Annotated in this window: 30 protein-coding genes and 1 pseudogene; 22 read left to right on the top strand and 9 right to left on the bottom strand. The window is 44.4% G+C overall.

Going from position 1 to position 23025, the window contains the following annotated elements; all coding sequences use genetic code 11:
- Position 1 precedes the first annotated feature (1 nt).
- The 4 genes from AAFX28_RS07625 to AAFX28_RS07610 are packed head-to-tail and all read left to right on the top strand — an operon-like array spanning position 2 to position 4090.
- A complete protein-coding gene (locus AAFX28_RS07625; RefSeq protein ID WP_408686961.1) occupies positions 2-943 on the top strand; it encodes a TIGR03756 family integrating conjugative element protein in 942 nt (313 codons plus the stop codon).
- A gap of 2 nt (positions 944-945) precedes the next feature.
- Positions 946-2220: an integrating conjugative element protein gene (locus AAFX28_RS07620; protein WP_408686916.1), complete on the top strand. Its 1275-nt coding sequence runs from the start codon at positions 946-948 to the stop codon at positions 2218-2220.
- Between the two features lie 14 nt (positions 2221-2234).
- On the top strand, positions 2235-2498 hold the full coding sequence (locus tag AAFX28_RS07615) for a hypothetical protein (RefSeq protein ID WP_408686915.1): 264 nt from the start codon (positions 2235-2237) through the stop codon (positions 2496-2498).
- Entirely contained in the window at positions 2492-4090 is a 1599-nt protein-coding gene (locus tag AAFX28_RS07610) for a conjugal transfer protein TraG N-terminal domain-containing protein (RefSeq protein ID WP_408686914.1), read from the top strand. The genes AAFX28_RS07615 and AAFX28_RS07610 overlap by 7 nt, the downstream gene beginning before the upstream one ends.
- A 28-nt stretch (positions 4091-4118) precedes the next feature.
- Here AAFX28_RS07610 and AAFX28_RS07605 read toward each other — a convergent pair whose 3' ends face one another.
- On the bottom strand, positions 4119-4343 hold the full coding sequence (locus tag AAFX28_RS07605; protein ID WP_408686913.1) for a hypothetical protein: 225 nt from the start codon (positions 4341-4343) through the stop codon (positions 4119-4121).
- A 190-nt stretch (positions 4344-4533) separates the two neighbouring features.
- Here AAFX28_RS07605 and AAFX28_RS07600 point away from each other — a divergent pair, with 190 nt between their 5' ends.
- Both AAFX28_RS07600 and AAFX28_RS07595 read left to right on the top strand, forming a co-directional pair.
- On the top strand, positions 4534-4740 hold the full coding sequence (locus AAFX28_RS07600) for a hypothetical protein (RefSeq protein ID WP_408686912.1): 207 nt from the start codon (positions 4534-4536) through the stop codon (positions 4738-4740).
- 27 nt (positions 4741-4767) lie between these two features.
- Positions 4768-5349: a DUF2913 family protein gene (locus AAFX28_RS07595; protein ID WP_408686911.1), complete on the top strand. Its 582-nt coding sequence runs from the start codon at positions 4768-4770 to the stop codon at positions 5347-5349.
- 44 nt (positions 5350-5393) lie between these two features.
- On the opposite strand, the gene AAFX28_RS07590 is transcribed toward AAFX28_RS07595, so the two are convergent.
- On the bottom strand, positions 5394-5546 hold the full coding sequence (locus tag AAFX28_RS07590) for a hypothetical protein (RefSeq protein WP_408686910.1): 153 nt from the start codon (positions 5544-5546) through the stop codon (positions 5394-5396).
- A gap of 220 nt (positions 5547-5766) precedes the next feature.
- Between AAFX28_RS07590 and AAFX28_RS07585 the strand changes: the two genes are divergently transcribed.
- From AAFX28_RS07585 to AAFX28_RS07510, 16 genes and pseudogenes are all read left to right on the top strand, one after another.
- Complete coding sequence (locus AAFX28_RS07585; protein WP_408686909.1) at positions 5767-6645, top strand: hypothetical protein; 879 nt, start codon at positions 5767-5769, stop codon at positions 6643-6645.
- 52 nt (positions 6646-6697) lie between these two features.
- Positions 6698-7417 carry a zeta toxin family protein gene (locus AAFX28_RS07580; protein ID WP_408686908.1) on the top strand — a complete coding sequence of 240 codons (720 nt, stop codon included), beginning with the start codon at positions 6698-6700 and terminating at the stop codon, positions 7415-7417.
- Between the two features lie 15 nt (positions 7418-7432).
- Positions 7433-7588 carry a hypothetical protein gene (locus tag AAFX28_RS07575; protein ID WP_408686907.1) on the top strand — a complete coding sequence of 52 codons (156 nt, stop codon included), beginning with the start codon at positions 7433-7435 and terminating at the stop codon, positions 7586-7588.
- A gap of 584 nt (positions 7589-8172) precedes the next feature.
- Complete coding sequence (locus tag AAFX28_RS07570; RefSeq protein WP_408686906.1) at positions 8173-8334, top strand: hypothetical protein; 162 nt, start codon at positions 8173-8175, stop codon at positions 8332-8334.
- Positions 8335-8446: 112 nt separating this feature from the next.
- Entirely contained in the window at positions 8447-8839 is a 393-nt protein-coding gene (locus AAFX28_RS07565; protein ID WP_408686905.1) for a hypothetical protein, read from the top strand.
- Positions 8836-9066 (top strand): hypothetical protein, encoded by a 231-nt coding sequence (locus tag AAFX28_RS07560; RefSeq protein ID WP_408686904.1) that lies wholly within the window; start codon positions 8836-8838, stop codon positions 9064-9066. The genes AAFX28_RS07565 and AAFX28_RS07560 overlap by 4 nt, the downstream gene beginning before the upstream one ends.
- A 70-nt stretch (positions 9067-9136) precedes the next feature.
- Positions 9137-9793 (top strand): hypothetical protein, encoded by a 657-nt coding sequence (locus AAFX28_RS07555; RefSeq protein WP_408686903.1) that lies wholly within the window; start codon positions 9137-9139, stop codon positions 9791-9793.
- Positions 9794-9857: 64 nt separating this feature from the next.
- Positions 9858-10316, top strand: a pseudogene (gene radC, locus AAFX28_RS07550) (DNA repair protein RadC); the annotation flags it as partial.
- A 68-nt stretch (positions 10317-10384) separates the two neighbouring features.
- Complete coding sequence (locus AAFX28_RS07545) at positions 10385-11002, top strand: DUF3275 family protein (RefSeq protein ID WP_408686902.1); 618 nt, start codon at positions 10385-10387, stop codon at positions 11000-11002.
- Positions 11002-12093, top strand: a complete 1092-nt coding sequence (locus tag AAFX28_RS07540) for a DUF6094 domain-containing protein (protein WP_408686901.1) — start codon at positions 11002-11004, stop codon at positions 12091-12093. The genes AAFX28_RS07545 and AAFX28_RS07540 overlap by 1 nt, the downstream gene beginning before the upstream one ends.
- 74 nt (positions 12094-12167) lie before the next feature.
- Positions 12168-12746, top strand: coding sequence for a hypothetical protein (locus AAFX28_RS07535; protein WP_408686900.1), 579 nt, complete (start codon positions 12168-12170; stop codon positions 12744-12746).
- Positions 12743-15025: an SNF2-related protein gene (locus tag AAFX28_RS07530; protein WP_408686899.1), complete on the top strand. Its 2283-nt coding sequence runs from the start codon at positions 12743-12745 to the stop codon at positions 15023-15025. Before AAFX28_RS07535 ends, AAFX28_RS07530 begins: the two co-directional genes overlap by 4 nt.
- Before the next feature lie 75 nt (positions 15026-15100).
- Positions 15101-15457 carry a hypothetical protein gene (locus AAFX28_RS07525; RefSeq protein WP_408686898.1) on the top strand — a complete coding sequence of 119 codons (357 nt, stop codon included), beginning with the start codon at positions 15101-15103 and terminating at the stop codon, positions 15455-15457.
- A gap of 67 nt (positions 15458-15524) precedes the next feature.
- Positions 15525-16022, top strand: coding sequence for a hypothetical protein (locus AAFX28_RS07520; RefSeq protein ID WP_408686897.1), 498 nt, complete (start codon positions 15525-15527; stop codon positions 16020-16022).
- Positions 16015-16215 (top strand): hypothetical protein, encoded by a 201-nt coding sequence (locus AAFX28_RS07515; protein ID WP_408686896.1) that lies wholly within the window; start codon positions 16015-16017, stop codon positions 16213-16215. Before AAFX28_RS07520 ends, AAFX28_RS07515 begins: the two co-directional genes overlap by 8 nt.
- A gap of 67 nt (positions 16216-16282) precedes the next feature.
- The gene (locus AAFX28_RS07510) at positions 16283-16609 is read left to right on the top strand and encodes a hypothetical protein (protein ID WP_408686895.1); all 327 of its coding nucleotides are present in this window, start codon (positions 16283-16285) and stop codon (positions 16607-16609) included.
- 121 nt (positions 16610-16730) lie between these two features.
- On the opposite strand, the gene AAFX28_RS07505 is transcribed toward AAFX28_RS07510, so the two are convergent.
- From AAFX28_RS07505 to AAFX28_RS07475, 7 genes are all read right to left on the bottom strand, one after another.
- Complete coding sequence (locus tag AAFX28_RS07505) at positions 16731-16889, bottom strand: Hok/Gef family protein (RefSeq protein WP_408686894.1); 159 nt, start codon at positions 16887-16889, stop codon at positions 16731-16733.
- Positions 16890-17468: 579 nt separating this feature from the next.
- Positions 17469-18434, bottom strand: a complete 966-nt coding sequence (locus AAFX28_RS07500; protein WP_408686893.1) for a ParB family protein — start codon at positions 18432-18434, stop codon at positions 17469-17471.
- Positions 18435-18457: 23 nt separating this feature from the next.
- Positions 18458-19705 (bottom strand): ParA family protein, encoded by a 1248-nt coding sequence (locus AAFX28_RS07495; protein WP_408686892.1) that lies wholly within the window; start codon positions 19703-19705, stop codon positions 18458-18460.
- Between the two features lie 278 nt (positions 19706-19983).
- Positions 19984-21030 carry a replication initiation protein gene (locus AAFX28_RS07490; RefSeq protein ID WP_408686891.1) on the bottom strand — a complete coding sequence of 349 codons (1047 nt, stop codon included), beginning with the start codon at positions 21028-21030 and terminating at the stop codon, positions 19984-19986.
- A 357-nt stretch (positions 21031-21387) separates the two neighbouring features.
- Positions 21388-21693, bottom strand: coding sequence for a helix-turn-helix domain-containing protein (locus tag AAFX28_RS07485; protein WP_408686890.1), 306 nt, complete (start codon positions 21691-21693; stop codon positions 21388-21390).
- Between the two features lie 377 nt (positions 21694-22070).
- The gene (locus AAFX28_RS07480) at positions 22071-22307 is read right to left on the bottom strand and encodes a helix-turn-helix domain-containing protein (protein ID WP_408686889.1); all 237 of its coding nucleotides are present in this window, start codon (positions 22305-22307) and stop codon (positions 22071-22073) included.
- Positions 22308-22775: 468 nt separating this feature from the next.
- Entirely contained in the window at positions 22776-23012 is a 237-nt protein-coding gene (locus AAFX28_RS07475) for a hypothetical protein (protein WP_408686888.1), read from the bottom strand.
- Positions 23013-23025: the final 13 nt, after the last annotated feature.

Genomic DNA, 23025 nt, shown 5'->3' with positions numbered 1-23025 from the left:
GATGAACCTACCTCGATACATATTGTTCACTGCATTGTTAGTCGTGTTTAGTCACCCTATCCAAGCCAAAGTCACCACTGCCGAGGTCATCGCCAGTAGCGCCTGCCCGGAGTGTCTCGATTATCAGGTCATTGGGGCGTGCGTCTGGATGACCTGCACCCCTGCTGGCTGCTCAACGGACACCTCCATTAAAGTCAAACATCGACTGCCAGACCTAGTAGTGATGAGTTACCCAGAAACTGGGGAAGCCCCTTGGAGCGATACGGCATGGATGTCTCCAGATAACCGCTTTTCTGAAAACGGAGGGCACAGCGCAAGTCGCAGCGTGCAAGGGTTAGATAACACCTCATTGACCTTTCATAACACCGATGTGATTGGTCACCCGGGAGCGAGCACGATTTTCTCGATGCTTGCCAGCTTTGGCTACAGCATCAGCAGTGAAGCCATGCCTTTAATGCCTCACTATCTATCGAGCCTCGACCCATTGGGCTGGCGTTACAACCTGCCTGACAACCTCACCTTAACTGGCTGGAACCCATTAGGCGAAAAGCTGGGCACCTTTGGCGATGTCTACCCACGAGGCGGGTTCGCGCTGCAAAACCATTTGTTTAAAGCCGCGGCACTGACGGCCTTTCGGGCGACTCATGTGGTGACTCGCACAGGAGAAAGCCGTGTCTACCAGGCCTTTGCCCCAATGCCCCGTCCTGGTTACTGGCCACCAAAACCGGTGACGACCAGTAACGATGAAACCGCCTTTCAGATGCTCTATCCCCTAGAGCAGACCGATGCGTATGTCTGGCCGCAATTTGATGACAGCTGGAGCATGGGTAACCCCTATGCAGAGCAAACGTCTCAAGACGGTCAATACGTCTGGGCGGTCTGGCGAATGTACAAAGGCTGTGAGCGCAAAGGCAGCACGCTCATTGCCCACTTTGGAGAATAACGATGAAACAAAAACCTTTAGTTTTAGCCTTAACAACACTAACGCTTCTAGCGAACACCGTACAAGCAAGCGACATCGATAACAGCGATATCTTGCACTACACCATTGGCGGAGGACCCGTGATATCTCTACCTGCCCGTCAAGACAGCATTCGAAGCACCACTCTTGGGGTGGGCTGGGACATGAATCTACAGTGTGGCTTACTCGATCCGCAAGTGACCGTTCGTAACCAACTGAATGGCATCACTAATGGCTATAAAGACATGATGGGCTCAATACTCGATAACGCCACCAGTGCGGTGATGAGTATGCCTGGTTACTACATTCAAAAGCGCGACCCGGGCTTGTATGACATGCTGACCAACGGGGTACTGCAAGGCAAGTTTGACTTTGATGATGGCCGCACCTCTTGTGAGGGCATGGTGGAGACCATGGGCGAGTTCAATAAAGACAAGGCGTATAACGCCATGGCGCGAGCCGAAGCGTGGACGCAAGCCGTCAAAAGTGGTGATGCAGTCAGAGCCAAAAACGAAGTGCTGAAAGACATGGGCGACAGTGGCATCACCTGGGTCGGCGGGGCTAAGTATGGCGGTCGTCATCAACCGCCGATTAATGCGGTGCAAGATGTGAGTGAAGTGGGCTTTCACTTACTCAGCACGGCAGAGCAAAAGGCCAATAACCAAGGTCTTTATCGTTACTGGGACAGCGCCGAAGCGATGAGCACGTGGCTGACTACGGTCATTGGCAGTCAAAGCGTGCAAACCGGTATGGACAAAAGCCTAAGCAGCGCGACACCTGGCGTGGGGTTAACTTCTGATGTGGTAACAAGCTCCGCTGAGCTGGAAAAGGAGCTCAGACAAGCCTTAATCAATCGCCAAGACACTCGTCACTACCCTAAATTGCTGCTTGATGCCCTTGCCGAACGAAAAGTCGATGACAACACCATCGCCCGTATTGCCAGTGAGCTGGCGCTCTCCCACACCGTTGAAAAAGCGCTGTACGCTAGGCGCGCTCTACTCACCGGTCAATACGAAGTTAATGTGGCTCAGCACGATACAGCGCAACTCGATATCGATAAAGCGGTCAACCGCTTAGAGCGAGATATCGATATGCTGCGCTATGAAGCCCAGGTCAGACAAGATATTGGACCTAAGACCGCACTGGAAGCCCTTGATAATCTGAGATTTCAGCAATCACAAGTTCAACCTGAATCCACAAAAGCCGATTCCACGTTTCTTGATGGAACCTTTAATCCTAAAACAACGAACGCGAACTAAGCCAAGGAAAACGTATGCCTAGTTTAATCAAAAATAGCCACAAATTACTGGCTCTTTTATTGTGTGTCACCTTAGCCGCTGCCATTGGTTTCTTAGTCGATGGTAGCGACTTAAGCAGCAGTGGTTACTCTTTTTTGATGTTGCCGATGCGACTCGCCTTTTACGCCGCGGCTTATTATTACAGCCCATCCAAGCACAAACCCGTGCTGATTGTCTTATTGTTCATTAACGAAGCCTTTGTGGCCCTACAACATACAGGAGCCATCGCATTATGGTAGTCAATGATCCCCTATCCATCGTGTTAACTCTGCAAAGTTGGTACGTATCAAATAAGCTGTTTTCGATACTCAACCAGAGTGGACTTATGGTCTTTATGTTGGCAGTGATCCTTTTTCAAGTGTGGTTTGAGGTCGCTCAAGAAGGTGAAGACGAAGGTAACAAAGGGCTGCTTAGCCTTAACCGCAGTGAAGTCAAATTAATGCTCGCAGGCTTGGTTTTATTTTTGGCTGTGCTCCCTGTCTTTCCGATAAAAGTCGATATGCTTATCTACAATGACAATGCGAGCAAAAATTGCGGCGTTGCCGTAACAACAGGCACCACTCAAAGTAGCCAAAGTACCTTTAATGATGAACGAGTGTTAACCCCCATATGGTGGGCGCTCTGGCACAGCGTCTCACAAGGATTAACCAACGCCAGCGTCTCAGCACTGCCTTGTAATTATGATATCCAGCGAAACCTCCTTCAGCTCTCAACGATTGATATTCAAAGTCAGCCTCTTCGTCAGGAAATTCAAGACTTCTATGAGCAGTGCTTTACGCGTGCACGTATCGCAATGAAAGCCGCAGGTCGTAAAGAGCTTGTCACCGACGAAGATTACCAAAAAGCCAACTGGCTTGGCGGGGAGTACTTTATGAAGGACAATCCAATAGCGCCTCATACGACCTACACCAAGATTCAATCGCAAAATGCGGTGTTTAATTTCCCCTTTAAAGCAGAACGCGATGAGCCTAGACAAAAGCGTTATCGACGCACAGAGACCGACACCTTTACCGCCTATCCGTATTGTGATGAATGGTGGGCCAGTGAAGAGCGTGGACGTGCGGATAATCAATGGCCAGGCTTAAAATGGCGTATTTTCAATCACGTCAAAGAACGTAACCCTGAACTCGCTATCGAAGTGATGAAAGAAAGTGGCTTTTTTGCGCGTGTTATGGGATTTGAAACCACACAAAGAGAGCGTATCGATATGTTGATCCAACGTGTGTTGAGTGTTGAGAACCAGTCGTCGAGTGGACGTACTGTTCGTGGCTATGGTTTTGTGCTGGATAAAACACTGGGACACCAGGGACGTGAGGTATGGAATGCCGGCGCGGGCAGCTTTGGGGTGGTACTTGGGCATTTCTTTACCGGGCCTGCGCTGTTTATCGTGCGAGAAGCTTTACCGATGCTACAAGCGCTGCTCATTTGTGCGGTGGTGATTGCGAGCCCAATTGTACTGACCATCAGCAGCTTTAATATCATGACGTTGATGTCACTGACTTTAACCTATACGGGCCTACAGTTCTTAACGTTCTGGTGGGAGCTTTGCCGCAGTCTTGATAGTAAGCTTATCGAGACGCTCTACAGTGCGCACAGCAATTTAAACCCGATTTTAGGGAGCATCAATTCAATCGACGATCAGATCTTGAAGTTCGTACTGGCCTTTATGTACGTGATCATTCCATCCGTCTGGTTTGGGTTGTTAGGGTTTGCGGGATATAAAGTGAATGCGTTGGGGATTGATACAGCCATAAACAAAGTAGCTCAAGCTACATACCAAGGGACACAAACTGTCATTAACAAAGGATCAAACATAGCGAAAGGAAATTAAGGACGTATATGGTAACTGATTAATTCAGTTACCATAAATCTCTTTCTTCTTTGCAACTAGGAAACATGCGAATCGCATTTTGACGAGCTTGTTCATAGTCAAAATTGTCAGAAGAGCAAAAAGCTTGACTCGCCTCCTCCACACTCATCGCGCTCTGGCACAGGGCATGGCGTGAAGCTTCTGCTTCCGCATGAAGACGATCACCTTTTGCGTCCAGGTAAGCCTGGCGAAACTTTTTAATTGCCTGCCACATAACGACCTCCTAGATGATGAATAATTGAGCAGATACCGATACTGTACAAACTTACAACGTCATTTGCAATAACAAATGAACTCTTTTTCATATGGTTCATGGAGCAGTAAAGCAATGGTAATTTGAGTCCATACGTCACTTTAAGAATAAGGGATTATTGCTATATTGATATATTTAAAAGGGGTTATAAATGACAACGCCAATGACCACGTGTAAACATTGCAAAAGACCGACAAATGCCGCGGCTATTGATTATAACCAAGATGGAAAATGTTTAGTGACGTTTAATCCTGAGTCAAAAAGTTACTCCAAAGGCTGTGGTTACGAATCTGCAGGTGAGCTCGACCAAAAAATTGCAGGATGTATGATGGAATGGGGAGTGAATGTGGTAAAATGAAGCTATGTATCGTCATACTTTGTATTTATGAGTACCGCATTAAAACAGTTCCAAACTTTTGATAAATTGGTTGTTCATTCTTTATTCGTTCTCTACTTCGAGATTCAAAAAGCCAAAGGCTACGTTCCAATTAAGAAGCGAAATGAAATTTTAGTTAAGCATTTAAAAACACTGACTAAAAAGCGTGAATTCGTAACTCACAAAAAAGAAATCAAAACCATGCTCTCGATTGGCCGTAATGCAAAAGGAAACCTGGAAAAACGTCTTCATGAGTTAAATCAAATGAACCTCAGCTATAGAGCTAAGTTCACACAGGCAGATGAACTTTATATCTTACTTGATGGCCTTTACCGCACTCATGACTTTGCATCTCAAATTTGGGATGAAAACATTCAACGAGAGCAAGACGTTATTTATATGACCCAAAAAGAGATTGAAGAAGGGTTCGATGACAAACAAACACAAAAACGCCCGCTACGTTTGTGTTTAAGCTCAGAAAGAGGGGAACATCTACTCCAATCCGTTCAAGGTCACCCTCATTACGACTTAGATTTTATAGAGCAGGATGAAGAAAACTTCACCTGGTATGAATTGAAACGGGCGTCTTGAGCATTTTTGGCTGTTTCGAGTCATCAAACCCCGAATTCAAACCGTCAGTTAGCAGTTAGCTTGTCCAAGTCAGAGTACCCCGTCGAGCAACCATTAGCCCATAAATCAGGTAGTTTATGGTCTTGCCCCTTGTAAGCCTTCTCTAATTTAGCAAGCGCACTTTCCATACCAATTTCTGTTGTTGTCACAAATTTCATCCATCAAACTCCCGTATGTTTACTTAGCTGAAAAACTGTACTCGCCACTGGTTCATCTCTTTCTGAGGTGTAATATAGGATTCTTCAACGTATTGACGTCCACACACACTCAGTGTAGATGTCCCCTTCAGGGTCACTTAAAGGGTCAGTGATCATTGCTACTAAATAGTGGCATGATATAGATTTTTGTATACCTCTGAGACATTAACTAGGAAACTACATGGAAGGTTGCTGTAAGCTCTGTAGAAAAGAATCGAAGCTAGAAAAGAGCCACTTTATTCCTAAATTTATAGGTAAGTGGTCAAAAAACACATCTATTACTGGATATTTTAGACAACCCTCAGCACCCAGCAGAAGGATGCAAGATTTACATAAAGAGTATTGGCTCTGTGGGAATTGTGAAGACATCTTTTCTGTTTGGGAAAGAGAATTTGCCAACAAGGTTTTTTACCCAATAGTTGATAAAGGTAAGGATACAGTTCTATATGGAAGATGGATGGCAAAATTCGCTGCGTCATTGTCTTGGAGAACATTAACATACGTAAGACATCAATCTAAGATTGATAACCATTCTGAAAATTACCTTAAAACAATAGAAGCTGCACAAAATGGTTTAGCATCATTTTTATTAGGTCAAGACGATAACTTGTATTCTTTTGAGCAACATGTATATCAAGTTGGAACTGTCAAATCAGATGGTGGGTTAGATCTTCCAGCAAATATCAATCGCTATATGCTCCGCACTATTGCCATGGATATAATAGGTAATGATGAAATGATTTTAACCTATACAAAATTGCCTTCATTCATCTTTGTAGGGGTAATAAAGTCCAAGCATTCAAAAGATATGCGCTCTAGCCGTATATCGCTTAGTGGTGGTATTGTGAGTCCAAGGACTTACGTCTTCCCTCCTGGTTTCTATGATTATCTTGTCACATCTGCACAAAAAATATCTGATACTTATGACTCGATTCCCCTAGAACATCTTAAGAAAATTAATCAATTCGTGTTGGATAATCCAGATAAAGCTAAAAATTCAAAACTATTTGAAGCAATCAAGCATGATGTAGATATGTTTGGTAATGATGCTTTTCAATAGCGAGAGTTAACTGGTATAAATCTATTTAAGTCCTTATAGTTGAGAGAGTGTTTTGGAACTCACTAGTGAAGAAAAAGAAATCGTTGAGCGAGCTATAAAATTTGCCAAACAAAATCGTACGGCAATATGCAGAAGATTAACGGATAAAGCCGTATACTCTCCCGAAAATAATCCCGTCTCTGTTTTTATGAGCGGCTCGCCGGGAGCTGGGAAAACAGAATCTTCAAAAGAGTTGATTGCCTCAATTACTGACGATGTAACTAAGGTGCTTCGTTTAGATCCTGATGACTTAAGAAATGAGTTTAACGAATATAATGGTTCTAATTCATACTTATTTCAAAGCGCCGTGATTAAGTTAGTAGAAAGATCAATGGATTTTATTCTTAAGAACAAGCAAAGTTTTCTTTTAGATGGCACTCTCTCAAGCTACCCTGTTGCAGAGCGAAATATCATTAGGTCACTCAAGAAAGATAGGACCGTACTAATCATATTTGTTTATCAACGACCGGAACTAGCTTGGGAGTTCGTTCAGTCTAGAGAGAAAGTCGAAGGAAGAAGAATTTTACCAGAGCACTTTGTCGAACAATTCTTTGGCTCCCAAGAAGTTGTCGAGAATTTAAAAGAAAACTTTGGTAATAAAATTCAGGTTGATTTGTTGCTCAAAGACAATGATGGTAGTACTCGATCCACGCATTATAATGTTAGTAGCTTGAAACCCTACCTACATCCGATTTATACTCTAGACGAAGTTAAAAGTATTGTTTCTAGTTAGGCTATAAGGAGGCTTATGTTCAACGACACTAACAAAGTAGCTTCAACACCGTTGTCTAACTTTGTTCGAAATACATCTTCTAAGGATAAGAAGAAAATCTACCGACGGGTCATTGTTGCTGCATCTAAGTCTCAAAACTCGACTATTCAGAAGTCAAAAGCTGTAGCATAAGTAATACACTAAATTCGAAGGGCTCTTATTGAGCCTTTCTTGTTATATAAAAATGATAACGTCTAATATTATCTCGGTTTCTTATTTAACCTGAGATGAAGAGCACATCACATCCCCTTCATTACATTCCATCGTTGTAAGTTTATAGTACCCTCCCAGTGCTATCAGAGCGATAACTAGTACGCCTAAAATACTATTCATGGTAATGACCTCCATTCGTTTAGTTTTTCAACACTACCTGATAGCCTAAATTCTCACAATTAATTTTAAAAGTTGAACTGCATATCTGCCCATAAATGCCAACTCTATTGTACGCACCTCTTCATTTAAATAGAACTATTGACACCCCCTACCCTACTCGTTATCCTAAATTCGTTCAAAAGTTGTGCACTGACTCTATAGTGTAAAGCACACGGATTTAACCGTCCTTAAATGGCTCTCTGGAACGTGTCGCGGTTTCTCTTAGAGAAATTGGAAAGCATTATCAACTTCACAGGCTAACCTGTGCAATTCAACTTAAAACCACCGGCTTGGGAAAAGACTTCCCACCGGGGTGTGTTTTCCTTTTGACTAAGGAACACACCATGGACTTTCAAACACTGACCGATAACCTTGTGTTTTGGGGCATTTTCACACCTGTCATCTGGCTTGTGTGGCAAAGTAATAAGCCTCAGAGCTACTTTCGTGCGCACTGGTTTTTATTAAAGCAACGCGCTTTTATCGAACGTAGCTACACCGACAAATAAGTCACCGTTATCGTCACACTGGACGTTAGGCTCTGCCTTACGTCAACCTCTACTCACCCATTGGGAACTTTTCCCAGTGGGCAAGGTTCCTTTTTACGTTAGGAGCCTTGCTATGGCATCAACACACTTCCCTACTCTCGGTCAATTTGTGAATGTCGAGCCCGTATCTCAAGATGCGTATATCGATATCACAACATTAGCTAAGAACTCAGGGTTTCACTTTTCGTACACAGGAATGAGTCAGACCGCTTATTATCAAGCGATTGACGTTCCTAACTGCCTGGCTCAATCGTCGCCAGAGGGGTTAACCCAGCGGCTACTGAAGCTGGTCTGGCGAGCCGCTCGTAAACATCCGATGCAATCGCAAGTGACGTTTACAGTGTGTAAGCCACCGACCAAAGACAGTGTGTACGTTAACCAACCACTGAGCCTACTGGCCAGTATTGAACACAATAAGCAACAAGAGCCCATATTGATCATCACCACCACTGAGGAGGCAAGATGAACACTTTTTCATTTACGCCTTCAACAGACGTGTATCCATATGTGTATGAAACGCCGTGGCGTCAAACCCCACTGCAAACCTCTAAAACGCGCGTGACCAAAAAGCGACTGGTTCTGCGCAGTAAAACGCCGCTCTCGCTGGAGGGCCCGTTAACTGAGCACGAACTCAATCGCCTACGTCAACAAGGTGTGACCATCAGTACTGACTTTCAGGACTTTTCACACTAACGCACGCGTGACTTTCACCCATGAGGGGCATCCCTCATTGGGTGCCCTTTTTTTTAATCAGGGGCACCTTATGTCTTATTCTATCTGCTATGCCATGCAGGCATTTCGTTATCCTTTCCCACAGCTATTAAGCGACGCAAAAGCGTGGTTTATACAGCAAGGTGGAGAGGTCACCGACCATTTTTACCACGACTTTGAGCAGCGCACCGGTTTGCGCCTCCCTTATCAAGAAGACCTGTTTGTTCTTGTCACCGAGTGTGGTGAGAGCAACCTGTATGACGATGAGGGCAAGCGCGTTCGAGGTGACTGGGCCAGTCATGGCTTTTTGCGTCATTTTGATGCGGTCCGCTTTTTAGGAATACGTTGGTCAGAAGACGTCGAATCGGGCGCATTGAAGCCCGGTGGTCGATGGAGCACCGCTGAAAGTTGGATAAAACGCATTAAGCAGCAGCTCAAACAGGCGGAGCTTGTGACCAAACTGCCGCATTACTGCGAAAAATCGTTCTACTCAACCCCGTTAGATGCCTTATCTGAACATCAGCAAACGTTAATGCTGACCCTACAAAGCCTTTCGATAAAGCAAACCACGGGATTATACGGTGACGAGCAAGCGTTTCGCTTGTCTCTAAGGCCTTCGTCGGTGTTTGAATGGTGGCTGTTTAGCCAGGCCGTTCAACGATTGCCAGCTAAACCACCTTGCGTCCCTTTGGTCAGTATAGGGTGGTGATGTGATGCAATATAAACCAACCTACGGTCAAGGTAAGCTCTGTGAGGTTGCTCAGGCACCTGGTGAGTATTATCAACTCACCGCGCCCGTGACGCCGAGTGAGTTACTCACTATCGCTGCAGAAATTGCCAACGACCGTTTACAACCTGGTACACCACTCACAAATCCTAAGCAAACCAAGCTGACCCTATCGGGTCTCTTGCAAGAAATGGAGCGCGAAGTGTTTGGCGTGCTGTTTTTAAACAACCAACATCAATTGATTGAGTTTGAGGTGCTCTTTTACGGCACCGTGGACAGCGCTTCGGTCTACCCACGAGAGGTCGTGAAACGCGCCCTACTCTGGAACGCTTCGGCGGTGATTTTTTGTCACAACCACCCAAGCGGAACCGCTGAGCCCAGTCAAGCCGATAGGCGTATTACACGAAAATTGTGTGATGCGTTGACCTTGATTGATGTGCGCGTTCTTGACCATTTTGTCGTAGGCAGCGACGTCGTCTCCTTTGCTGAGCGCGGCTGGCTATAACCAACGTACCCTTAACCGGAAAGGCTTCCGGTTGGGAGGCCTTTTGACTTTTTTGACAGGAGGCCATCATGGTCCAAGTACCCGGAACCTTAACCATTAAGACCGTTACCGGTCGTTATGGCGACTTTAATGTGGCCACTCTAGATACAGAGCTCGGTAAGTTCTCTATCCGTGATACGGTGCTCGATGAGTACAACGAAGGCACCTACCAAGGCACCTTTGGTTTAAAACGTATCTATCCAGGGAGTTACCAGACCAGTAACCGCTTTGTGATTGAAACAAGAGCCGAGCTTGAGGGCATCTGGCTCAGTGATTACAAAGAAGAGGCTGTGCCTGCGGATGAACCGATGGAAGACGATCCCTTGGCGAACGAGCGCAAGGCGCAGCAACAGTTAGCCGCGCAGCGAGAACAACCTATTGCTCAAGCACTGCCGTCATCCGGTGACGCCAGTTCCTCTGATTCGCCTGATGGTGACAGCGATGGGTTAGCTACCTTGTTTGGTGAACTTTGGCCACTGCCTGCAAATGTCGGTGATATCGTTAAGCTCACTCCAGAAGTAGGGCGTGAAGTGATGGGCAAACAGCTTAAACATCTAAAACGTCGTATCAATAATGAACGCGTTTGGAAGTTTGTGCCCGAGGCTCAGCACTGGATACGTCTTCGTCTTGATGAGGAGGCAAGCTAATGGCCGTCATGCATCCGCGCGTTGCGCATAACTACCTCAAAGATGGGTATTACCCCACCGATGAGGCAACCTTGAGTGAGATTGCCAGTAAACTTTCGTTTAAAGCCGGCTGCCAACGATTACTCGATCCATGCTGTGGAGAGGGAAAGGCGTTAGCGCAACTGGTGATGGAAGTCGATGAGCATCCTCAGAGCGAGTTTCACACCTATGGTGTGGAACTTGATACTGAGCGGGCCGCGTTGGCCAGTCAGTGCCTTGATAGTGTGCTGCGCAGCAATGCGTTTGACACCCTGATAGGTGCTGGCAGCCAAAGTCTGTTGTTTTTAAACCCACCTTACGGTGACACGGTCACTGACCAGGTGGAGAGACAACAGCGTGATATGGCAAGATTGGAAGTGCAATTTACTCAGCGAATGCTCCCGACCTTAAAACGGGACGGGGTATTAGCGTTAGTGGTGCCCTTCCCTTCTCTTACACCGGCGTTCAGTCGCTATTTGGCGACAAGGCTCTATCAGGTGCAAGTGTTTAAAGCCAGCACCAACCGCTTTAAGCAAGTGGTGATAATGGGCCGCAAAGCCGATAGACGAGGGACACAGTACCAAGTCGAGCGAACACGCACCGCAGACGGGCTTATTACGGTTGGGGAAGGGCAACCTATCCCCACCCATTTAACCACTCAGACCACGTTTGACGTCGCGCCGGTCAATGACACCCCATTTCGTTTTGAAATGGTGCGTCCTGACTCAACGCAACTTGAACAAGCGTTTGATAAGCACGGCGGTCTCTGGCCAACATTTGAAACGGCCTTTAACTTAACTCGGCATCACAGTGTGCCACGTCCTTTAAGGAAACTGTCCCCTTGGCATTTGTCGCTGTCTCTGGCAGCAGGACAAATTGCCGGTAAGGTGGTCAGTAACGATGGCAATCGAACACTCCTGGTCAAAGGCGGCACTCAAAAAGTGCAACGCAGTGTGACCACCGTGGACGAGAGCCAAACCATTACGACGACGATAGACCAATTTCAACCGCTCATTCGAGCGATTGAGCTCACCCCAGGTGAGCAGTTTGGTCAGATAGTCGTGATTAAATAACCCTATTTTCATTTGCCCGTCAGGCGCTTTTTTCCTGACGGGGAAAGGCGCCTTATTTTGATAAGGAACCTTGAATGAAGACTCCACTGATTGAGCTCGATAACGGGCTCTACCTCGATGCGGTCGTCACAACTACTGACAACAGCGTGCAATTTCTCTCGGTATGGGGGCGTGATGGAGCGATGCAACATTTTTTTGCCTCACTCACCCTACCCATGAGCGAAGGAGGGTTGCGGGTGATGACCGTGACTCTGCCAGATAAGCAAAAGTTGGTGTTGGATTTTGCCCAGGCGAAATCCCTCACTAAACGCACCGCTCGCCTACCGAAATTTACTCAGGTGGGCGAATGGGTGCATACCTGGCTTATCCACCCGTCTTTGCTCAAACCGTCAGGTCAGAGCATGACGTTACTGAGTGCAGCCCCATTGGCATGGTCGGATTTATGGCCAACCTTAAAACAGCTTTGCCACCTTCCTCTATTGGAGCACTGGCAAGCGGCGCTGCAGCCAAGACTTCAACCTTACATTGAGACTCTGCCCTCATATGGCGTGTTTGCTTATCGGCTTACCCTGCCCATTGAGGCTATCGAGTCATTGATAAGTGACGCGCTCAAGCAAGGCATGTTGTCAATCGAAGAAGGAGCCCTGCTATGAGTGCTATCCTCGAATCAACCCAAGAGAAGACACCACCGACGCAAGACAATGTATTGCCACTCCATGCGTTTATCGACCAGTTTGGGGAAGGGTTACTGGCTAACATTGAAGCCGCTCACCCAGCCCGTTACCAAGCGCCCTGTGACAACCGCACCGCTGTTATGCAATCGCTTAAGCGTGTGCCCTTTGAGACACAAGCGAAAGCCGTTCAAGCAATGTGCTCCCTACTCCTTGATGAGCAGGCCCCGGCGGGCATTCTCAACGGCGAAATGGGGACCGGCAAAACCATCATGGGGATAGCAACCAGCGCCGTGGCATACAGTGAAAACAAAGCCAAACGCTTTTTAGTCTTATCCCCGCCGCACCTGGTGTACAAATGGCGTCGTGAAATTCTCGATACCGTACCGAACGCGAAAGTGTGGGTGCTAAATGGACCGGATACGCTGCAATCCTTACTCAAGTTGAGGAAGGCCGAGGCGCATGACGGGCCTGAGTACGTGGTGTTAGGACGAGTGCGGATGCGCATGGGCTATCACTGGCAACCAGCGTATCAAACCAAAACCTTGGTACGTGAAGTGGGCCATGATGGCTTCAAAGCGCAAACTGCAGCACTGACCTTTGCGCGTTGCCCAGACTGTGGCGAGTTGGTGAAAGATGAAGAGGGGGAATTTATTGCCCCAAGTCACTTTCCAAGCGACCAACAGATAAGCTGCGAAGCATGTGGCTCAACACTGTGGACACTCAAACGGCAACGCCAAAACGATAACCTCAGTAAGACCGTATCACGGGCTCTGCAGACCCTGCCGACCATCGGTAAAGTGACCGCGGGACGACTCGTGGAGGGGTTTGGTGAACGTTACCTCGCTAAGGCGCTCACCGACAACATTTATGAGTTGGTGAACTTGCTTGATGAGGAAGGGGAGTTTGTTTTTAACGAACGTCAAGCTGAACGCATCGAGCGAAAACTGGCAAAAACGCAGTTTGCGTTTGGTCAGGGCGACTACCAGGCAAGTGAGTTCATTAAGCGGTATTTTCCTCGCGGCTTTTTTGATTGGTTAATCATCGATGAAGCGCACGAGTATAAGAACGCAGGCGCCGCTCAAGGACAAGCCATGCAAGTCCTGGCTGGGTGTGTGAAGCAATGTTTATTGCTCACAGGCACCTTGATGGGCGGCTATGCAGAGGACTTGTTCTACCTTCTGTGGCGCACCATGCCGTCAATTATGATGGCGGATGGGTATCGTTACCATCGAGGGAAGCTGGGCAGTGCTGCGCTCGCGTTCTCACAAGAGCACGGCATCATCAAAGAGGTGATGAAAGTCAGCGATGACGCCAACCATAAAACCGCCAAGGGCAAGAATGTGCGTATCAGTCAGACTCGCGCCCCAGGCTTTGGACCGTTAGGTGTGGCCAAGTATGTACTGCCTTACACGGTGTTCGTCAAACTCAAAGAGATGGGTGAGGGCATATTGCCTGACTACCAGGAGTTCTTTGAAGAGGTGGGCATGGACAGTGAGATGCAGATGCATTACGACGCTATGGAGCAAGACCTCATGGAACGACTGCGTAAAGCGTTAATCGCCGGCGACCAAACCTTGTTAGGGGTAGTGATGAATGCGCTACTGGCATGGCCTGATTGCGTCTTTAGAGACGAAGTGGTTAAACACCCTCGCACACAAGAAACCTTAGCTTACATTCCTGCGCTGTTTGATGAGCAGACACCGACACCCAAAGAGCAGCAGCTTATTGAGAAGGTGAAAGCCAACAAACAAAAGGGACGTCGCACACTGGTTTATACGGTCTACACGGGCAAACGAGACACGGTATCGAGATTCAAAGCACTATTAAGTGCCGAAGGGCTTAAATGCGCGGTACTCCGAGCAAGCGTGAAAACCGAAGACCGAGAGGACTGGATTTTGGAGCAGGTCGATAGAGGCATTGATGTGCTTATCACCAACCCAGAGCTGGTTAAAACGGGGCTCGATTTATTGGAGTTCCCTTCCATTGTATTTACCAACACCGGTTATAACGTCTATACGTTGATGCAAGCGGCAAGACGAAGCTGGCGTATCGGTCAACGCGACGATGTGGACGTCACCTTTCTCGGCTATCAAGGCAGTGCGCAAATGGCGTGTCTTGAATTGATGGCCAAGAAGATTGCGGTCACGCAATCCACCTCTGGCGACATGCCAGAAAACGGACTCGATGTCCTAAACAGTGATGGGGACAGTGTTGAAGTGGCGTTAGCTAAATCATTGCTAAAGCAGACTCAACATTAACCCTTCACATCCCCCTAACTGGGCACTTGTTGCCCAGCTGGGGCTCAAGTGCTCTTTAACCACAAGGTTTTTATTATGGAGCAAACTATAACGTTAGACCAAGCGCTTGCGCTGGCTTACTTCAAAGAAGGGTTCCCTTACGGGGAAGACTATACTGTGTTGTTTGAGGCCGTTTCCAACGGCGGGGATTTAGAGTTCTTCACGTTCGTGCTGGAGCAAGTTATCCCTGTTGTCGAAGCGCACCTGGAGCAATACGAACTGGATGCCCCTGATAGGCTGTATCTCTTTTACGGTGATGTTTTTCCAGCTCAGTTACACGCACTTCTGAAAGTAGCCTCGACACCAACTGAGCAGCAACTCACTCAGTGCATAGAGCAGTCGCTTGACTCAATTGCGAGCGAGATGTGTGACATTCGAATGCGCACTCGTTAACCCTTAACCCAACCGGGAGCCTGCCTCCCGGTACGCTCCCTTTTTCATTTTAAATCTGGAGCAAACTATGAACGTAAACCAAGGTCATGCCTTAAACCAATTAATGATTTGGTTAGAAGATAACATGGCAGCAGAAAGCGACTTGCATTTTGACAATGAAGGCAAAGTGAACTCTGAAGTCATGTACCAAGCGCTAGCGACACGATTATCAGCGTTGCCGACGTGTCAGGCGCTCAAAGAGCACCTGGCACTGTCTCACACCTTGCTCGCGCAAGTGGTGGGCCTGCAACGTGTTCACCGCCCAGCGAAGTCCTGGCAACCTCAACTGCTCACTCTGATTGAGCGTAAAGTAAGAAGGGGCGTGTTCGTGTCACCTTGTACCAACCCAAAGCCTTATCGTGAGTTTCATTACTACCATGATGAGAACAACACTTTATGGGCTTTATTGGTCATGGACATCGAAGAGAGCATCGTGGATGTGTACTTACACCCTGAACTCTATGCAGACCCAGAGGTGTTTACCATTTGTACCTTTTTCAATACAAAAGGAGAGAAGGATGAGTAACTACCGTGAGAGGAAGTGTCCGCTTTGTAAAGACGCGAATGACTTCCGTGTTAGCCAAAGTTATCAGCTTACGTGTGGTTACTGCGGCTTTGTTATTGGCAATGTGAAAGTGCAATGGCAAGCAGCAGTGAACACGCAAACCTTAAAAGTGAATGCACAAACCTTAAAAAATCGTCAAAACGATAAATCGTAGCGAACGAACTTAACCCATCCGGGAGCTTGCCTCCCGGTACGCTCCTATAACCAATCTGGAGCAAACCATGAACACAACAAAACAGCAACGCTTAGACGTCGCTCATACGATTCTGCAGCAGTTAGGCGGAAATCGTTTTACCGTAATGACGGGCGCAAAGCAGTATGTGGCGATAGAGCTAGGATTGATGTTTAGTTTACCCGCTAGACTGGCTAAGCTTGGTATCAACAAAGTCCGTATTGTGCTTGACCCGTCAGACACCTATACAATGACGACTTTAAAAGTGAATCACCGTAAAGGAGAGGCGATTGAAGTGGAAAAACAAGCTCACCTCTATGGTGACATGTTGGAAAATACCTTTGAGGAAATGACCGGCGTGTACACACACTTTTAAATTCACTGCCACCCAAATTAAAAAGAGAGAGCCAAGGCTCTCTCTTTTTAATGGGCGCTCAATGACCATGCTTCACAAACTGAATCTGGAGAGGGATTCGGAGTCCCCCTCCAGTCCAGCTCTACCTTACTGCTTCGTAGACAACAAAGTTAGCCAGAAAACTTGTGTTTCCGTTTTGGTAGCGAACCTCACAGAGTGAGTCGCGGACCATCCACAGGCCACACAAGATTGTGACACAAAGTACAATCAATCCTGCAAGTGCAGTATTATTTTTCGGCATATTTTATTGCCTCCACAGTGAAAGAGGCGGTATAATCAAGTTGTCAGACACGACTAAGGCCTCGTTAAATGAAAGTTACTGCGTCAACAGTAACCGGATAACGGGGCTTTTATTTGTCTGCCATAAGCAAACTAGCTGAGTCACTCATGGCAAACAAGCCAAGAGCACCCACCGAACATTCTACCGACATATTGGATTCACACAATATTAATGATTTGAGGTTGCACCAGCTCAACACCGAAGCAGCTTGATCATTTTAGTTCTTGTCATCCTAAGATATCCACCTGAAGCATTTATATTTTGAGTGGCTCTTAAGCAAAAAACCGCGTGGTGATTCAAAAGGGTAGGCTGCGCCAAAGGGGAAAGGGTGCAAGGGAAGGGTTTTCCCAAGGGAAAAGCCCTATCCAGAAAGGGTAAAAGGGAACTAGCTTCGCTAGTTAAAGGGAGAGGGGAAAGGGATAAAACTTCCGGGAATACCCTCCTTGTTTGTTGGTGAACACCCCCCCTTGTTTTAAACAAAAACTCAGAAATAAATCATACCAAACAAGCACTTATAGCACATTTTAGATTTGGTGAAAATCAGCCCTCATTCAACCTATTACGAACATAATTTTCGATATCTGAAAGCTCGTTTTTGGTTAAAAAAGAAAACTCTAATTTTACTTTACGACCATCAGGACTAACGTTAATCCGAGCATATTTATTCTTCGATTCAAACTCAGCAAGATGTTCAATTCGAGCTTCTTTTTTCTTTGGTTTAGCAAGCATTTTTTCAAGAACGGCAGTGAAGTTTTCCAGCATAGCACCTTGAACCAGCTCAATATCTTCTTCATGAGTATTAAATGACTCCCTCACTTTCTTTAGATAATCATCCAAATCAATATTGTGCTTTGATAATGTTCGCTCTATCTTCGCTAATACACCATAAAAACGAGTAGGTATCCCTTCACAATCAGGGATACTGTCAATCAGAATAGAATTGATATTAGCTGCCTGAATTTTCTTCCTAATGGTTTCCTTACTCACTCCGAGCTCTTTGCCAATAGCCTCAAAGTCGTCCTTATTTATGTCTTGTTCCAAAGCAAATTTAATGTATGACTTACCTTGCTCTCTCCAAGAAAACTTCTTAACTTTTTGAGTCAACTCAACATAAGCCTTAATTTCGCTTGGTTGTGGCGATTTATCTAATACCCATAGTGGTAAGTCTTTATTAGTTTCGATTGCACAAAATCGACGACGAGAACCATCAAAAAGTTCATAAATTTTTGTTTCAGGATTAAGAAAAGCAACACCTTCTTGTTTTACACCTTCAGTTGAAACTTCTGATAAAATATCCCTTACGGAATCAAGCGTCAAAGAGTCTTGATTACGCACATTCAGGCTATGAGCGATTGTTGTTTCTTCTACATTTTCCGCTCTAATTACAACATGACGAGCAGTATAAACCTGTGCACCAAACTGAATATCTTTCTTGATCTGTTGCCCAGTTTGCAAAGATAACTTTGATTGAGCATTCAAATTACCTTTCTTAGTTCCTCGTAACATAATTTTATATACTCCTACTTACCTTATTTAGCAGCCACAACAACAAGTTCGTTTTTGAACTGGTTATAAAACAAACGAACAGAGTCAACAGCAAGGTCGAATTGATGAGCAGTGCAAATCTCTTCAGATTTTTTAAGGTCTAGAACTGTACGTCCAAGTTCTGCTGCTGCCGTAAAAGCATCACTATGGGCGATTGTTTGTGTGAACAAATGATTGCGAACAGAACGCAGAAGCTTTTGAACAGTTTGGTATTCTGGCTTGCTATTTTCATTGTAATTAACAGCAACCATTTTCAGCCATTCAATATTGTTTCCCTTAGATGGAAGGCTTTGAAGTCGCTCATGCAAATTACCCATGAAGTTAGATGTTGAAGCATAGTCATAATAACGAGGTGTAACAGGCACAAGAATACAATTTGTCGCTTCTAAAGCAGACCAAGTTATAGGGCTATCTTGAGGAGGTAAGTCGATATATATAATATCAAATTCTTCTTTCAAGATGGGAACAACAACCTCACTAAATTTTTGTAGTAATCGAGAACGCTCCTTTTCTTCTAGTTGCCAATACCTATCGACAAAACGTTCATCATTTGGGAATGCTGTAATAACAGATAGATTTGAAAGGTGGGTACTGAACGCACAAGCTTTTACAATATCTGCAAATGAATATCCGTTATCAAGTAACACATTTACTAAGTTATCTTCGTTATCTGGTTCAAATTCGGCCAATAATAAATCCGTCATTGTGACAAAAATACTATCATCAGCAATTTGTACAACTCCTTGCCCAGCTGAGCCTTGAGGGTCCAAATCAAGCACACAAACTTTCGCATTAAGGTTCAGATCCAAAGCTGTCGCTGTCGCTAAAACGAGAGTTGTACTTGTTTTCCCTGTACCACCTTTATGATTGGTTACTGTCACAACCTTACTATCATGATGATCTGAATATTTAGGAAAATCGAAATAATCTAATAAAACATGAACTTGTTCATTGGTATATAAGTGAGAACGGTTTTGATAGATAGGTTCAGATATCAGCCCTTCATCCATCACATCTTTCATTTTTTTATTGAATGTAGGTTTAGAGCCCCCAATTAAATCTCTGAGTTCCGTTTTATTCTTACAGTGGTTGTAGATCAAGCGGTCAACACCATCAACCATATCCTGATCTGAAACGGAAATTCGTAATTGCTGCTTTAAAGCTTCTTCCAAACTCGTTTGTTCTTTCTGCATGTTTTCGGCAATGCTACCGATAGTATCGATGATCGTCATAACAAACCCTTAGTTTTGATTTGTCCTGACTATATAGGAACAAAAATATCATTTCAATGTAATTTTTACCATAAAAGCGTAAATTAAGCGTGTAATGGTAAAAATCAAGGTCACATAAAATTAGTCTAATACTAAATTTATGTGACCTCATACCAGGTGTGTACAATAAACAAGCTATTTATTGGGAGAGGGGGGAATAAGAAAAAGGAAGCTAGTATCTTAAGGTCACAAATTTTTAGTATTTTAATGTGTATGACTAAAAATTTGTGACCATTAGGTTAGTCAAACCCCATAGTTTGCAAACGAGCCTTAAAGGTTGCGTCGATTGGCATATCATTAGGCAATGTGACAATTCCTTCAAGGACGGCTTTTAAAGCTAGTTCTTGATGAGCTGTTAATTCTCCTTTAACAGGGTATGTCATGACAACCTCGTAAGCACTTTTAGCTAAAACTAACATAGGGTTATCAGGAACCGTTTCATTCTCTAGTTGCTTACGGAGAGCAGCTTCGCCTTTGTTATCACTACTTTTCCAACGAAATAAAAACTCTAATTGAACGATTTTCTTTCCACTATAAATTGGTCTATAACCGTAACATCCCGTTTTCTCATCGATAAGAAATTCCAATTCCTTTTGTATATCAGTACATCGAGACATTTCATTGATTGGATTCCTGATACAGCGTTCAATAAATACTTTATTGTTCCCATAACTTGATTTGGCCAGTACTCCTCTTTCATCTAACAAGCCAAACAAACCATGCAGTTGTTTTATCGATTGTGGATGTAACTTAGTATTATGAGCTTTAAACCTAGATAAAATCGCATACAAACGCTTAGAGTGTTCTGACTTAAGAGCTCTGAATGATTGATGATTTACTTGAGCATGGCCTGCGGATTGAGCCAAATATGCCGCCATTAACTCAGCATTAGGAACGACTGTCAGTGCACCAGATTTGTACTTAACACGACTAAATAACGGTAGGAAATCAAACATTTCAACGTCATCGTTTACTATACCTATTTTCCGGCCTGAAAGCCTTTCAGCAACAGGCTTGAGAGTCGGGTATAGCTGCTTTGAAGATAAGCCAAACCAATCTTTTAAAACATCAGAATGGAACGTATATTGAGGTGCAAAAACATCTTTACCAGCTTGGTAGTCCGTCCAATGATCTTTATGCAGACGAGAGAGAAACAGAGCAAGCATGTCGTGCTCACGAGCCGTTAACCCTAAACGACTGAATATCAGTTCATGACTTTTCTTAAAGAAATTCTGTGGGAGCTCTTTGTAAAACTCGGTTGTGATGTTTTGCCTTGGAGAGTTCATTACTCATGACTAAGATTCAGTGACCATAAAAACAAAGTACACTAAAAACCTGTAACCATCCATATTTTTGATACAACTGACTAAAAATTAGTGACTTGAATACTAAAAATAAGATCTTGAAAACTAATTAAATGATCAATATGACTAAAAATTAGTGACTCAAGACTAATAAAAGGATCAATACGACTAAAACTTAGTAACCGCAACATAATTAAGTTATTGATATTAAAGTTTTTTCACCAAACTATATAGATCATATAAGAATATAGATCCTTATAAAAAATATATTGTTATAGATCTTGTGGATAAGTGGAAAATCAAAGATTTACACACTTACCCACAACCTGGCTTCGCCAATCAAATGTTTTTCTTATTTAGATTTATTAGTAGCTTCTCTAGAGAATGAAGAACATCATCATGCTCAGGTGGCAAAGAGGAGATAGTGCGAACGATAGATTTTTGTTGAGGTCGTAACGATAGTTCAATATGTTCATTTATCCCTAATACCTGACATAATTTAGTTAGATTATTACTTCTGATGGTATGCCCTTCCTTCCACAAACCAACAGTTGATCGAGCCACTCCACATCGCCTTGCTACTTCAGAATTGCTTAATGTAGTTTCAAGCAAAGCTTGGTATACCCGTTCTTCAAGAGTTTTCATTACGGATCCAGTTCATTCTTAATATCTTTTATTTTAGATATCTGATGGATCTTATGTAATTGACATTAAACGAACCAATATGTATTGTTTGCTGAACAAATGATCTTTAAAAACTCACGCATCCGTATGACACAACGATCTCTTTGATCGTTAAGCACAAAAAAAGCCCACCTTTCGGTGAGCTCTTATGTGTCTACGCAAAAATTAAGCACGATTCCCACTCGTGCTTAGAGTGATCCCTTTTTTCTTCGGCTTTGTAGGAAACGGGGATCACTCATTTTCCTCTTCAATTTGTTGAATAAGCGCACAAAATTTATTTTGTAATCTTTTGATTACAATTTTATGCGCCTAATCCAGCTAGTAATAAATCCGTTAATTCATAAAATCACCGACAAAATATCTTGCTCGCTAATTCCTAGCTCATGACACAGCTTTACTAGATTCGCTTTCGAAATGTGGCCTGTACGCAACCAGTTCGTGACGGTTCCTCGTGATACATTTAAACGACGTCCTATTTCTGATTGACTCAATCCACTTCGACTCACGTAGATATTCAACTGTCGCTTTATATGCTGATAAATGGCTTTGCTATCGTCTAATAATAATTCTGTCATACCGATGCTCAATGAATAAGGTAACTCCTTATTTTATTGAGCATTTTTTAAGAGTGTAACTGATTGTGATTCAATCCTATGCGTGATATCTAATCATGTCTTTGATGTCACTTTGTCAGCCAATTCTTATTTCTGCTTTCGACGCTTTAATATAACTGATAGCTTTGTTACTGTTTCTTCGTTCAAAAGTTGTGCACTGACTTTGATAGTGTAAAGCACACGAGTGTAACGGCTCTTAAATGGCTCTCTGAAACGTGTCGCGACTTCTCTTAGAGGAGTTGGAAAGCATTTTTTCACAGGACGTACCTGTGCTCGATACTTCTTGGATACTGTTTTCAGTCATCCATTAAAAGACGAACCCACACGACTTATTTGTGTCGATGTTCGTTAGACCAATCTCTCAGCGTGTTTCCTCGCTGCGATTTCTATTACCTCAAATAAACGGCTGTTACTTGAGTAAAACCTTACTCAGTTCAAGCAGTAACGCGATTTCCTTGGCGTTCTTTTTGTTTTGGCGACGAATGCGCCATTGCGCTCTGCTTGATGCTCTTCGAACAAGTAATATTTGCTTCGATGACCGGCCTTTTTATAACTCGGACTGGAGTCTCTGACTTCCAGCTCTAGATACTCTTCTTGCAACAACTCGCTGACATGTAAATCCATTTCTTGCGCAATGGTTTCTAACGTATCGAGTTTGGGCTTCAAGTAACCCCTTAAG

The sequence above is a fragment of the Vibrio sp. TBV020 genome, from assembly GCF_046056895.1.
Taxonomy (GTDB): domain Bacteria; phylum Pseudomonadota; class Gammaproteobacteria; order Enterobacterales; family Vibrionaceae; genus Vibrio.
The sequence above is the reverse complement of the archived record's forward strand: the minus strand, read 5'-3'. Positions and strand labels throughout refer to the sequence as shown.